General features: G+C 72.5%; 12 protein-coding genes. 9 read left to right on the top strand and 3 right to left on the bottom strand.

Features of this window, described 5'->3' with window-relative positions; all coding sequences use genetic code 11:
* Window positions 1-3 precede the first annotated feature (3 nt).
* The 7 genes from OG413_RS45660 (at window position 4) to OG413_RS45690 (ending at window position 8,096) form a co-directional block, all read left to right on the top strand.
* Window positions 4-354: a hypothetical protein gene (locus OG413_RS45660; protein ID WP_266815891.1), complete on the top strand. Its 351-nt coding sequence runs from the start codon at window positions 4-6 to the stop codon at window positions 352-354.
* Between the two features lie 71 nt (window positions 355-425).
* The gene (locus OG413_RS45665; protein ID WP_266815892.1) at window positions 426-731 is read left to right on the top strand and encodes a DUF6247 family protein; all 306 of its coding nucleotides are present in this window, start codon (window positions 426-428) and stop codon (window positions 729-731) included.
* Complete coding sequence (locus OG413_RS45670; RefSeq protein WP_266815893.1) at window positions 728-985, top strand: hypothetical protein; 258 nt, start codon at window positions 728-730, stop codon at window positions 983-985. Before OG413_RS45665 ends, OG413_RS45670 begins: the two co-directional genes overlap by 4 nt.
* Window positions 986-1,257: 272 nt before the next feature.
* Window positions 1,258-1,746, top strand: coding sequence for a hypothetical protein (locus OG413_RS45675; protein WP_266815894.1), 489 nt, complete (start codon window positions 1,258-1,260; stop codon window positions 1,744-1,746).
* 328 nt (window positions 1,747-2,074) lie between these two features.
* Window positions 2,075-6,337 carry a MobF family relaxase gene (gene mobF / locus OG413_RS45680; protein WP_266815895.1) on the top strand — a complete coding sequence of 1,421 codons (4,263 nt, stop codon included), beginning with the start codon at window positions 2,075-2,077 and terminating at the stop codon, window positions 6,335-6,337.
* 234 nt (window positions 6,338-6,571) lie between these two features.
* Window positions 6,572-7,465, top strand: coding sequence for a hypothetical protein (locus OG413_RS45685; RefSeq protein WP_266815896.1), 894 nt, complete (start codon window positions 6,572-6,574; stop codon window positions 7,463-7,465).
* Window positions 7,466-7,886: 421 nt separating this feature from the next.
* The gene (locus tag OG413_RS45690; protein ID WP_266815897.1) at window positions 7,887-8,096 is read left to right on the top strand and encodes a hypothetical protein; all 210 of its coding nucleotides are present in this window, start codon (window positions 7,887-7,889) and stop codon (window positions 8,094-8,096) included.
* Window positions 8,097-8,386: 290 nt separating this feature from the next.
* Here OG413_RS45690 and OG413_RS45695 read toward each other — a convergent pair whose 3' ends face one another.
* Window positions 8,387-8,854, bottom strand: coding sequence for a hypothetical protein (locus tag OG413_RS45695; RefSeq protein ID WP_266815898.1), 468 nt, complete (start codon window positions 8,852-8,854; stop codon window positions 8,387-8,389).
* A gap of 188 nt (window positions 8,855-9,042) precedes the next feature.
* Between OG413_RS45695 and OG413_RS45700 the strand changes: the two genes are divergently transcribed.
* Window positions 9,043-10,014, top strand: a complete 972-nt coding sequence (locus tag OG413_RS45700; protein ID WP_266815899.1) for a site-specific integrase — start codon at window positions 9,043-9,045, stop codon at window positions 10,012-10,014.
* A 49-nt stretch (window positions 10,015-10,063) separates the two neighbouring features.
* Here OG413_RS45700 and OG413_RS45705 read toward each other — a convergent pair whose 3' ends face one another.
* On the bottom strand, window positions 10,064-10,246 hold the full coding sequence (locus tag OG413_RS45705) for a hypothetical protein (protein ID WP_266815900.1): 183 nt from the start codon (window positions 10,244-10,246) through the stop codon (window positions 10,064-10,066).
* A gap of 123 nt (window positions 10,247-10,369) precedes the next feature.
* Here OG413_RS45705 and OG413_RS45710 point away from each other — a divergent pair, with 123 nt between their 5' ends.
* On the top strand, window positions 10,370-11,254 hold the full coding sequence (locus OG413_RS45710) for a hypothetical protein (protein ID WP_266815901.1): 885 nt from the start codon (window positions 10,370-10,372) through the stop codon (window positions 11,252-11,254).
* 100 nt (window positions 11,255-11,354) lie between these two features.
* On the opposite strand, the gene OG413_RS45715 is transcribed toward OG413_RS45710, so the two are convergent.
* Window positions 11,355-12,422 carry a replication-relaxation family protein gene (locus OG413_RS45715; protein ID WP_323138050.1) on the bottom strand — a complete coding sequence of 356 codons (1,068 nt, stop codon included), beginning with the start codon at window positions 12,420-12,422 and terminating at the stop codon, window positions 11,355-11,357.
* Window positions 12,423-12,489: the final 67 nt, after the last annotated feature.

Consider the following 12,489-nt stretch of genomic DNA (forward strand, 5'->3'; position numbering starts at 1 on the left):
GCCGTGACCGACACGAACGGCATCGACGCCGCGGCGGCCATCGGCACGTACTTCGCCGAGCAGACCGCGCAGGCCCGCGCCGAGGCGGAGAAGGCCAACGCCGCGCTCGCCGAGGCGGAGCAGGCGGCCGCGGCCTTCGCCGAACGGCAGGAGCTCCCGCCGGCGGTCGGCGCGATGAAGCAGGGCTGGGAAGTGGCCGCGTGGTTCACCGACCGGTCCACCCGGATCGCCTCCGACGCCATCGACGGCAAGGCGACCCGGGAGCAGTACGACCAGGCCAAGGCGGAGCGGCAAGCCGTTCTCGACTGGCTGGACGCGAACGGGTACGAGGTGCCCGGCCCGTACCGGAGCTGACACCCGGCCGGGGACTCGACTGGCCCCGGCCGCGCCCGCCAGACTCGACAGCACGAAGGAAGGAATCCGGCATGAGCGCTCAGCCCGTACATCACCACCAGGCCCCGCCGGCCCCGGGCGCGGCCGCGCACCTGCGCAGGCAGATCACCGAGCACGACGCGGCCGCGCGGTGGCTTCCCGCGTTCGAGCGGGAGTGGTCGAACGCGCTGGAGGAGTCGCGCCAGACCTTCGACCTCACGGCGCTGCACGAGGTCGTACGCGAGTGGCAGGGGCGCCTGTCGACCTCCCCGGCCGTCGCCGCGTTCGTCGCGTCGGGGTGCGAGGACACCGACGACACGGTCGCCCTGGAGGACGTCATCGGGGCGGCCCGCCGGTGAGCGATGCCTGGCCCGCCCGGCTCGCGCCGCCCGCCTCCACCTACCTCGCCGCCCTCGATCCCGCCGTCCAGGAGATGGTGCGCGACGTGCTCGACATCGCGTCGCGCTCGCCGTGGTCCTGGCCGCAGTGGGACCGCACCGACCCCGAGGGCGAGGACCTGCGCAGGGCCTCGATCGGCCCGCTGACCGTCGTGTACTTCGTGAACAGGTCGCTCGGTCACCTTCGCGTCATCGACATCGTCTGGGTCGGATAGCCGACCCGCCCGCCGCACTCCAAGGCCCCTGCTCCGCACCGGATCTCCCGGTCGCGGAGCAGGGGCCTTTTTGCGTTCCGGGCACCACGCGCCCGGCCGGGAATCCGGGCCGCCGCCGGGCACCACGCCCGCCAGACGGAGCCGGAATCAAGATCGTTGCCCGCCAGGCGGGAGGGGCCGAAGTTGGGCGCCCCACGGCCGCCCGAGATGGCGTAGGCCGGGTAAGGCTGCGTGATCACGCAGCCCCTCAGACCCTCGGAAGGACCCCTGATATGTCAGACCCGCACAACATCGTCTACGGCCCGGTCGGGCGGACCACCGCCGCCGTGCAGGCGACGCTGGAGGGAGGGAACGCCTTCTACGACCAGTTCGACCCGACCATCGCCGCACTGCACACGGCGCTGGACCAGCTCGTCTACAGCCACTCCGGGGAGGACGCCCCCGAGGCGAGCTGGGTGCTCCGCCTGGACCGTGCCGAGCCGCCGGCCGACGAGGTCGACGGCGCGTGGGCGACTCCGGGACCGGCCACCGTGACGGTGGCCGTCGGCCAGGGCGCGACCCACATCGACGTCACCCATCCCCCCGAGGACGACGAGCCGCCGCTGACCGTGCCGCTTTCGACGGAGGTCACCGAGCAACTGGTGTTCGTGGTCCTGGCCCTGGTCGAGAACCACTACCGCGCACAGCTGTCGGCGGAAGAGGACTGCCTCCACTGCGGGGGCAACGGCCTCGCCCGCCCGCTGTGGGAGCCGACCTCTTGAGCACCCGCCGGCCTACGCCGTGCGGCACGCCTTCCGCGTGCCGCACGGCGGCCTCGGCCCTCTATCACACACCCCCTGGACCACGGTCTGACGACCGCATTCCAGGTGTCCGGCTTCGCCTTGACCGGACCGATTCCCCGCACCGCTGTACCGCGCTTTCAGCGCAGGTCAGCAGTGCAATACCCCGCCCCCCAATGACCTCTTTGGTCAACCGCCAATCCGGAGGTACCCTCATGGGCCACAAGATCAAAAATAGAAGTACCAAGGTATGGCTGCGCCATACGTCAAAGGACTTCAAGATCATCGGCGCGGAAGGGGGTGAGTAGCGATGGCGTGGGTGACCACATTGGGCCCGGACATGCAGCAGGTGGAGTACCGGCTGACGGGGCAGTGCGGATGCGACCTGGAGCACCAGGAGCAGGACGGGCAGGAGATCGAGGAGAGCGACGCGCAGGTCGACTACCGCCTCGGCGAAGCGCGTGATCTGGAGTGGATCGGCGGCGGCCTCGACGACGTCGGCCTGGTCGCCGGGATGCCCGTCGACAAGGACCAGGCGCGTCTGCTGATGGACGGTCGGCACCCGCTGACCGGCGAGCTGCTCGTGACGCCGAAGGTGGCCGTCGACCCGCGCGGCAAGGTGCAGGCGCGGCCGCTCGCCGAGGCGATCGAGGCGGCGGCCGCCGAGCGCGGCGTGAGTGTCGAGCAGCTGCTCGGCGACGACGAGAAACTGGTGAAGCGCCTCGCCCGTCTGCAGCGCGGCGTGCACCGCGAGGGTGACCGCCACCGCGTCCCCTTCCGTGCGGCGGAGAACCTCGCCGAGGCGACCGGCGTCGACCTCACCGAGCTGTACGGACGCGGAGGTGTGACGGAGGCCCGCGAGTACGCCGACGCCCGGATCCGCGTCGGGAACCGCGGCTACGACGTGACGCTGGATCTGTCGAAGACCTACAGCGCCGCCGTGGCGCTCGCGGGTGAGGAGAAGTCCGAGGAGCTGCGCGGCGCGTTCCTCGAGGTGGCCCGCGAGACGTTCGGCGCGCTGGAGGGCTGGGCCGCGTACGCGATGGCGGGCGAGCACGGCAACGGCAAGACCGCCGAGCGCGTCGACACCTCCGGGTTCCTCGGCTGGATGACCGTGCACTACTCCGCCCGCCCGGTCGGCGGCGAGGTCGGAGACCCGCACCTGCACGTCCACGGCAACCTGGCGAACATGGCGCACGCCGAAGACGGCAAGTGGCGCACCGTCGGGGCCGGCGGCCGCGACATCATGCGCCACGCGCACGCCGCCGACGCGATGGTGAAGGCCCGCCTGCGGCAGGTGACCGGCGAGCGGTTCGGCATGAGGTGGGAGCGGCACGCCGAGACCGGCGCGTGGGAGGTCGTCGGCATCGACGAGGACGTGCGCCGCGCGTTCTCCCGCCGCAACACCCAGATCGTCGCGGCGGCCGCCGAGGAGGCGACGACCGGCGAGCAGAAGCTGATCGCCCGGCAGCTCGCCGAGGGCAAGGACGACACGATCACCAAGGCCGACGTGCGGGCCGCCTGGCGGGCCCGCGCCGAGGGTGTCGGCGCAGACGTCGACGCGATGATCCGGCGCGCGATCCCCGGCCCCGAAGGCCCAGACGGCCCGTCCGTCGCAGGCCCCGACGGGGGCCCGATCATGCCCTCCCCCGAGGAGATCGCCGCGTTCATCTGGCGACGCGAGGGCGGCCTGACCGAGTCGAGGAAGTCGGTCACCCGGGCCGACGTCCTGGCCCACGTGATCGACGCCTGCCCGTTCGGCGTACCCGACATCGCGGCCGCCGAGGCCCTGACCGACGCGGTGCTCGCCGTCGACGGCGAGGCGGTCGCCCTGCCGACCAAGGGCATGGCGCACCTGACCAACCCCCAGCGCTACACCCACGCGACGATCCTGGCCGCCGAGCAGACCATTGCCGAGACGGCCGCCGACCGACTGAACGAGGGCGCCGCCCAGCTCACGGTCCGCGCCGGCGAACTCGCCATCGCCGCCTTCGAGGCGCAGCGCACCACCGACCCGAAGCGCCCGTTCGTCATGTCCGCCGAACAGCGCGCCATGACCATGCGGTTCCTCACCGCCGGGCACGGCGTCGACGTGCAGCGCGGCAAGGCGGGCACCGGCAAGACCACCAGCATGACGGCGGCGCGGATGGGCTGGGAGGCCGCCGGCCTTCGCGTCTCGGGAGCCGCCACCGCGGCGGTCGCCGCGTCCAAGCTGCAGGCCGAATCCGGCATCGCGAGCGCCACGGTGGCCACCTGGCTGATGGACATCCGCGACGGCGGCCGCCGCATGGCGAACACCGACGTCCTGGTCCTCGAAGAGGCCGCGATGATGGACGACCGTGACGTCGCCGCGCTCCTCACGGCGGCCGCCGAGCACGGCGTGAAGGTCGTCATGATCGGCGACTGGGCACAGCTGAAGGCGATCGGCGTCGGCGGCGGCTTCAAGCGCGCCCACGAGATCGTCGACGGCCTGGAGCTGTCGGAGAACCGCCGCCAGACGGACGCGGTGGAGCGGGCCGCGCTGGAGGCGTGGCTGGACGGCGGGCGGCGCACCGCGCTGTCGATGCTCGCCGAGCACGGACGCGTCCACGCTGTGGCGACGCCCGACGACGCGTACGCCGAGATGCTCGGCGCGTGGAAGGACCTCGTCGGCCGCCTGGAGGGCGACGTCCACGACCAGATCGAGGACATGGTCGTCCTCGCCGCGCGTAACGCCGACGTCGAGGTCCTCAACCTCGGCGCCCGCGAGCTGCGCAAGAAGGACGGCGAACTGTCCGGCGGCCACACCTACGCGCTGACCAACGGCGAGCGCCTGGAGCTCGCCGCCGGCGACGTCATCCGGATCAAGCGCAACGACTACCGCACCCGCCGCGGCGGTGACGTCGACGTCCTCAACGGCTACCGGGGACAGGTCACCTACGCCGCCAAGGGCGGGGTCGCCGTCGAATGGCGCCGCCCCGCCGACGACGGCGGATACGCCATCGAGCGAGCCTGGATCACCGCCGACCAGATCGCCGACGGCACCCTGCAGCACGGCTACGCGATGACCATCGCGGCCGCGCAGGGACTCACCTGCGACTACACCCTGGCCTACGGGGTGGGCGCGTCCGCGAACGACCTGTACCCGGCGATCTCACGCGACCGGATCGCCACCCACCTGTGGCTGCCCGCCGACGTCGTCGAGAGCGAGGAGACCCGTCTGCGTCTCGGCGAGGCGCGCAGCGAACAGGAGCGCCTGGAGCGGACGGTCGCCGCGTACGCCGACTCCCTGGAGAACGACACCGACGACCGGATGGTCTCCGACGAGCTCGCGCCGGCACCCGAGGCCCGGCCCGTCGCGCCCATCCCGCACCAGGTGCAGCCCGAGCACGAGCGGGCCGTCGAGGACACCGTGGACCGCCACGGTGAGCGCGAGCGCGCCGAGGTGGTCCAGGAGCACCCGGAGCCCGCTGAGAGCGCCGCACAGGCCGTCCCCGGCCCGGCGGAGCCCGACGCGGCCGCCGAGCGGGCAGCGGACCGTCAGGCCCATCTGGACGCCGCGCGGGAACGTCTGCAGGACGGCGACGTCCCGCAGATCACCGGAGAGCAGAAGGTCCGCCTGGAGCAGCTGCTCGCCGCCGGGTTCGCCTCCCGCCCCGAGCCGCAGCAGGAACAGCGGCCGGAGCCGGAGTTCGAGCCGTGGGACGACCGCAAGTACGGCCACCTGTCCGGTCAGCGCCTCATCTCGCTGATCGCTCAGCACACCGCCGAGGGCAACCGCGCCGAGCGCCTGGCCGCCGATCTCACCCGGCAGGCAGAGGCCCGGCGCGAGGCCCTGGCCGCGCCCGTCACCCCCGGCCAGGAGCGGGCCCGCGAGGTCGGCACGGTGCTGGACCGTGCCGACGAGCTCGCCGCCCTCGCCGCGACCGAGCGCGCCAACCAGCAGCAGGCCCACGAGGCGATGCGGCACGCGCAGGAGGTCAACCGGAAGGTCGAGGAGGCCAAGGCCAAGTCCCGCCTCGCGCTGCGGCTGGCCGGCACCAGCCGCAAGGAGACGCTGGAGCTCGCCACCGAGTACGCGCAGAAGGAGAGCGCGGCGTACCGCGAGACCCTCCGGGCCGGGCGGGCCGCCGACGACGCCGTACGCCAGGCGTGGGCCGCGATCCGCAGCCCGGAGACGATCGGCATGTTCGAGGAACAGGGCTCCCGCCGGGAGGGTCCGCGCGACATCGGCGAGCTGCAGACCCGGCTCGCCGCGATGCGCGAACGGCTCCCGGAGATCGAGCGGATCACCGACCGGGGAGTCGAGAGGAAGGCCGACACCGCCGAGCGGCAGGCCACGGAGCAGCGTGGCAGTGCCCAGAAGCACGCCGCCACGGCGGGCAAGCTGCAGGAGGAGAAGTCGCTGCGCTCGCGCATGGCGACCCAGGCCCCCACCCAGCACGCCGCCGAGGCACAGCACCGCGCCGCGTACATCAAGCAGGCCAAGCAGCAGGCCGCCGAACGGGCCCGCGAGAACAACCGGCGGGCGCAGGAGCAGTACCGGTACCAGCCGCCGACCCAGGACCGCTCCGGTCCTTCCCTCGGACGCTGAACCGCCCACCGTCAGCGTCCCGCTGACACCCCTTCGAGTGCCCTCGGACCCTCCCGGTCCGGGGGCACTCCCCTGTGTGCGGCCGCGACCAGGTCCACCGCGACGTCGCCCGCCACGTCCACCGCCAGGTGGTGGACGACTCCTGTCGGCCAAGGTGTCCGCTTCGCAGGTCAGGGTGCGTTTCGCGGCACCGGAAACGGAGGTCCCGCGCGCCAACTACAGGGAGAGATCAGGGTGGAGACGAAGGAGTCGGCGAGTGCGTACAGGGTGCGGGCGGAGCGCCGGCGGCGGAGCAGAGGAACGGGCGAGGCCCGCGGGGACGGCTGGGTGCGCACCGAGGCGGACGAACGGCTCCTGGCGGCCGCGACGCGGTACGGGACGCTGACCCTGCACCAGGCGGCCACGGCGTTCTGGAACGGCCGGGAGGAGACCGCTCGCGCCCGCGTCCGGCTGATGACCGAGGCCGGGCTGCTGAACCGCTCCGCAGAGGTGCGGTGGGCGGGCACCGTCGTGTGGACCACCGAGCGCGGCGCCCGGATCGCCGGGGTGGGCCTGGATGCTCCGCACCCGCCGGGCGAACGGCTGCTGCACCGCCTGGCCCTCGCCGACGTCGGGCTCCGCCAGGAAGCCCGGGGCCACATCGTGCTCACCGAACGGGAAGTGCGCACCGCCGAAGCCACCCCCGGCCAGGCGGCGGAGCTCCTGGCGGACCACGGCGTGCCCAATGTGCCCATCGGAGCCCGGAGCGGGCCCCTGCTCGCCGTGCCCGCCGGCGCCCGCGCGGTCCACTGGCCGGACCTGGTCCTGGTGCTGCCCGGTGACGGCATCGGCGCCATCGAGGTGGAGCTCACCGCGAAGACCCCGAGCGCGCTCCGGCGAATCCTGCGGGCGTACGGACAGGCACGCCGCCGGGTCGTGTACCTGGGCACCGAGCCGGTCGTACGCCAGCTGCAGGGCCGCCCCGGCCCGGACGGGCGGTGGGCCGACGGCGTCGGCCAGAACGTCGGCCTGCTCCCGCCCGGAGGGCCCGACCCCGGCACCGGCACCGGACTCCTGAGCGTCCGGCCGTTCACCGCCGGAGACCCCGCCGTCGACCGCCAGGCCGCGCGGCACGCGCAGCGCCGCTGACGGTCTGCCCGGCGGTGTGCCATGCCTTTCAACTCGCAGCCCGTGATACGTAGTTGGCGGGCCACCCGTGCCAGAGAAATTTAGTGACCTGCGTCACAGTGCGTCGGTGGGGGCGGGATATCCCCAGAATGGGCCCTGACCTGCCCTTTCCTCTGAAGCCGGATCAACCCGTCTCCGTCGCGCGCGTGTTAGGCGGACGGGGAAGCGCTAGGCGGGCGGACGCGGAAACGGCGGTGTGCGCCGCGACGCTGGGACAGAGCATCACACCGCCCCCAGTAACGTGGTTGGGCACCAAACGCCCTTCGAAACGACGAAGGGAGACCACCTCGCGGAGCCGATGCTTGCCGGCCTGGCTCCGCTGGGATCTCCCACTCGCCTGATGTCGTCGGGTGCCCGCTCACTGTGAGGAGACCGGAACCACGTGACAGCCATCGACCGTACCCCAAACGACCTCCCGCGCCACCCCCACCTGCTCGTGTGGGTGACCACCCTCACGCCGCTCGTCTCCATCGTCGCGGTGGTCGTGCTGGCGCTGACGCACAACGCGGAGGCCGCGACCGCCGTCGGCGCCATCGGCGGCGCGGTGACCGCCCTCGGCGGCACGGCGAACCTCCGCAGCGCCCGCCGGTAGCCCCGGCGGCCGCCAGGAGCACGTCCGGCCCGGCCGCGAGTGCGGCCGGGCCGGAAACGGCCGACTACGCCCGTATCCAGGGGTGGATATCCCTATCCACCGCCGTATCCACCCGCAGGATCGCTCTCACAGAAGTCGATCAGCGCTGTGCGGGGCGTACGGGACGGATGAGGGGTGCGGGGAGAAGGACAGCGGATCGGGTACCCCGGGTACCCGGTGTGATCATCGTTCTCCCGTGGGAGACGGCTGTCCGGCCGCCCGACGGGGCGCTGTCCGGATCGGCCCGGCGGTCAGGAAGCGTCGGGCCGGCCTTCGAGCCGCGGCTCGGCGTATCCGCCGCCGCGAGCGTTGTGCCCGCACGGCCTGCCCACCGGGAAGCCGGTGCCCAAGGCCGCGCTCAGCGCCGGGAAGAACCGCTGCGCGTCCTCGGACTGCGGGGTGGTGGTCCACGTGTACGCCTCGCAGCCGTGCATCGCGCGCAGCACCATGCGCGTGCCGTAGCCCTGGCGGAGCCAGTCGTCCGTCACCCGGATCTTCATGATGTGGCCGCTGCGGCACTCGGCGCAGGACTGCCAGGTGAGCCGGGCGAAGTCGTAGCCGCTGCGCTCGCAGACCCGGAGCTGCTCGGCACCCGCCCCGTTCCTCGGCGCGTAGTACACCCAGAAGTCCTTGGCGCGAGGGCGCAGGAGCGTCGCGAGCTTCCACTGCCGCTCGGAGAAGCCGGACGGCGGCGGCGCCCATTGATCAGCCGGAGTCATGCGATCCCCCTTCAGGACGCGTCGGTCACGCGCCGGTTGATCCTCTCGCCCTCCCCGGCCCCCGCCAAGAGGGGCCCGCGTTGACGCAGATAACTGCCCTGTTATCTGTACTAGGGTGAGTCCTGACCAGGGAGGACGTACCCGTTCTCCGACATGACGAGGACCTGTTATCTGTGGCAAGGAGAGACGTGCCGACCGTCGTCCCCCTCAAGACCGTCCCCGGAGCGGCGACCGTGCGCACCGCCGCCGACCGCTACCTGGACTCCCTCACCGTGGCGAACACCCGCCGGAGCTACACCACGGCGCTCGGCAAGGTCGTCCCCGAGCTCGGCGAAGGCCGGCCGCTGTCCGCCCTCGCCGACGACGAGATCGGCCAGGCCCTCGAACAGCTCTGGGGCACGGCGGCCGCCAGCACGTGGAACGCCCGCCGCGGCGCGGTCGGCGGCTGGCTCGCCTGGTGCCACGACGCGGGCCTGCAGCCGCCGCACATCCCGGCCTGGTGCAAGCGGATGCCCGACCCGGGCTCGGACACCCCGGTCCGCTCGAAGACCGCCATCGACCGCCTGATCGCACGGCGCGACGTCGGCCTGCGCGAGAAGGTGACCTACCGGATGCTCTACGAGACCGTCGCCCGCGCCGACGAGCTGCTCGGCGTCAACATCGAGGACCTCAACCTCGCCGCCCGCCAGGCCCCGGTGAAGGCCAAGGGCGCCAAGGCCGTACGCCGCCGGGGCCAGGCCCGCGAGGACTACGCCACGGAGACGGTCTACTGGGACGCCGGCACCGCCCGGCTCCTCCCCCGGCTGATCGGCGAGCGGACCCGCGGCCCGCTGCTCGTCACTCATCGCAAGCCCGGCCCCGGCAAGGTCCTCACCCCGCGCGACGTCTGCCCCGACACCGGCCTGGCCCGTCTCTCGTACGGCCAGCTGCGCGCCCTGCTGGACCGGCACACCTGCGTCGGCGGCGAGGAGGGCACCGGCTGGGACCCGCACGAGTTCCGGCACTCCGGCCTGACCCACCTCGGCGAGCAGGGCGTCTCCCTGCTGCTGTTCATGGCGAAGTCGAGGCACAAGTCCGTCAGCGCCGCCCGGAAGTACTTCAAGCCCGGCGCGGCCGCCCTCGCCGAGGTCACCAGCCTGCTCGCCCCCAGCGACCGCTGACCGGCGGGACGCGACGAAGCCCCGGACCGTGCGGTCCGGGGCTTCGCTGCTACTGGCCGCCCTGCTCGCCGGGTAACTGGCGGGGGGCGTAGACGGCTTCCTCGGGGTGGGTGGTGGTGCGGAGCTTGACCCATGCGGCGTCGTGGTCGATGCCGGTCGTGCGTGAAAGCCGCCTGGCCTGCCACGAAGTGATGGGGGAGAAGATCCAGCGGCGTCGAGTGAGTCGATTCATGCCGCGATGCATACCCTCGCCGTCCAGCCGCTGACCGCCCGTTCCGGCAGGGGCCCCGCGGGCCGGCGGCCGCGGGCGGAACGCGGCCTGTTGAAGGTCGGCCGGGATCTTTAGGCTCTGCCCATGTCGAAGCAGCAGCGGGGCAAGAAGCACCGGACACCGCAAAAGCGGGTCTCCCGTCCCTCCTTACCGAGCCAGCGCAGGGCGGCTCCGGCACTGCCGGGGAGCATGGACCTCATGGCGCGGATGCTGGAGCACGCCAAGCCGGACCAGATCGTGGAACTGGTGCTGCCCTTCCTGTGGGCGGCCCTCTCCGACGGCCGCGCTCCGGCGAACATCTGCGTCGATGCGTGCCTGACGCTGCGGAACGCCTACGGCCAGCTCGGAGTGCGGGCCGAACTGCTGCCCGTCACCGTGGCCATCCGCAAGAAGAACGGCACCGGAACCCTCTACGGCTCGCTCACACCGAGCTGGACGGGAACCGAGTGGAACGGGCACTGCGCCCTCGTACTCCCCGACTCCGAGCGGTTCGTGGACCCGACGATCGAGCAGTTCGCCGAGGTCCGGAAGATCGGGATGGGCCCGATGGTCGGCAAGGTGGCCATGTCGACCCGCGAAGACGGCTCGCTGGTGGAACCGGGGGCGCAGGTGATGCTGCAGCGCGGCGACCTGGTGCTGACGTACACCGTCGCCGGCCCCGAGGCCCTGGCCTCCATCGTGGAACACCCGGAGGCAATCGCCCACGCCGACGGTCACCACCGCACCGGAGTGAACACCGCGTCCCTCACGCTGGCCGCCCTGCGAGCCGAGGGCGTACGCGACCGGGCGATGCAGGCCCCTCACCCGAGGCTGCGCGCCCTGCTGCAGGCAGTCGGAGACGCCCCGTACGAGTCGGACGAGGCGCAGGACGTGCGGTTCTGCCTGCCGGACCAGAGCGGCCGGGAACAGTGGCTGCGGTTGGACGAGATCCCGCTGCCGCCGAGCACTCCGGCCGCCTGGCCGCGCTGAGCCGGGACACCGATCAGCAGCACGAAGCCCCGGGACCATGACGACCCGGGGCTTCTCTGTGCACGTGTACGCCAGGTTCAACGACCCGGGCCCGGCCCGGTCACCGGCTGACCGGCTCCGGGTACCGCTCCCGTCGGCGGCCGGGGTTGTCGGTGCCGAGCCGCACCCACTTCTCGCGGCGCTGCAGGGCGGGCAGCGTGGTGGCGAACACCGAGACCGTGATGCCGTCGACCGCCTCGGCGAGCGCCTCCAGGCGCCGCTTCAGTAGGTGCTCCTCCTTGCCCGCCAGGACCACGTGCAGGGGCGGGAATTGCTCGCTGCGGGTGTACCGGTAGCGCGACCAGAACGGGAACGTGCCGCCGATGGTGCCGCGGGCTCCTTCCCAGACGCGGTGTCCGGCGTACCGCTCGTAGTCCCAGACCTCGCGGGCGAGCTTGGCCCGCGACATCGTGCCGTTGTCTATCTCGAAGAGGCGGACCTCGAACGTCTTGCCCGGCGAGGCGAGCACGGCGTCGGTGTTGAACGTCAGCCCCGTCTCCTTGATGGCGTGGTTGACCTCCACCTGCCAGTCGGTCAGATGCTGGCGGCCGCCGAAGGTGAGGATCGTCTCCGTCACCGCCAGGGCGTGCGGGCCGAACCCGGCGCGGACCGCCTTCGCTCCGGTGCCGGCACGCGGCCGGGCGGGCAGCTCGTTGCCGTCGGCCACCGCCCGCAGCCCCGCCCGGGTCAGATTCCAGATCAGTTCCTTGCCCTGCTTGCCGTTCGTCTCCACCAGCCCCTGCTCCGCCAGCTTCCGCATCGCCCGGCGCACGTACGACCGGCCGTCCGTGTCCTCGGCTGTGATCACCCGCGCCATCTGGCGGGCGGTCGCGACGCGCACGCAGGCGAGCATCCGCAGGGCGTCTCCCCTGACCCGGGGAGCCGTGGGGGTTGAAGACCTCTGCCCTCCAGACGCAGGAGGGACAGGGAGAGAGGTGTCAGCGTCGGTGACGCCCCCTTGTCCACGGGCCTGGCCTGCGGCGATGGGCGCGGCCGCCGAATCCTTCACGGCACTGGATACGGCACTGGAAATCAGGCGCCGTCGCGCCCTCGGAACGTCTCTTGACCAGGTCCAGAGCGAGTTCTGCACGGTCACGGGCACGCGGTGACCGGTGTCGTCGAACGACATGCGGTGCTCCTCATCAAGCGTGACGGGGACCTCCGGACAGAGATCCGCCTCTCACTTGCTAGAGGTC

Origin of the sequence: Streptomyces sp. NBC_01433 (assembly GCF_026340105.1) — a bacterium.
Classification (GTDB): Bacteria; Actinomycetota; Actinomycetes; order Streptomycetales; family Streptomycetaceae; genus Streptomyces.

Bases quoted from the DNA above. Each gene is read 5' to 3' on its own strand.
- OG413_RS45665 (WP_266815892.1), top strand. From the start codon at position 426: ATGAGCGCTCAGCCCGTACATCACCACCAGGCCCCGCCGGCCCCGGGC.
- OG413_RS45675 (WP_266815894.1), top strand. From the start codon at position 1,258: ATGTCAGACCCGCACAACATCGTCTACGGCCCGGTCGGGCGGACCACC.
- mobF (WP_266815895.1), top strand. From the start codon at position 2,075: ATGGCGTGGGTGACCACATTGGGCCCGGACATGCAGCAGGTGGAGTAC.
- OG413_RS45695 (WP_266815898.1), bottom strand. From the start codon at position 8,854: ATGACTCCGGCTGATCAATGGGCGCCGCCGCCGTCCGGCTTCTCCGAG.
- OG413_RS45705 (WP_266815900.1), bottom strand. From the start codon at position 10,246: ATGAATCGACTCACTCGACGCCGCTGGATCTTCTCCCCCATCACTTCG.
- OG413_RS45710 (WP_266815901.1), top strand. From the start codon at position 10,370: ATGTCGAAGCAGCAGCGGGGCAAGAAGCACCGGACACCGCAAAAGCGG.
- OG413_RS45715 (WP_323138050.1), bottom strand. From the start codon at position 12,422: ATGTCGTTCGACGACACCGGTCACCGCGTGCCCGTGACCGTGCAGAAC.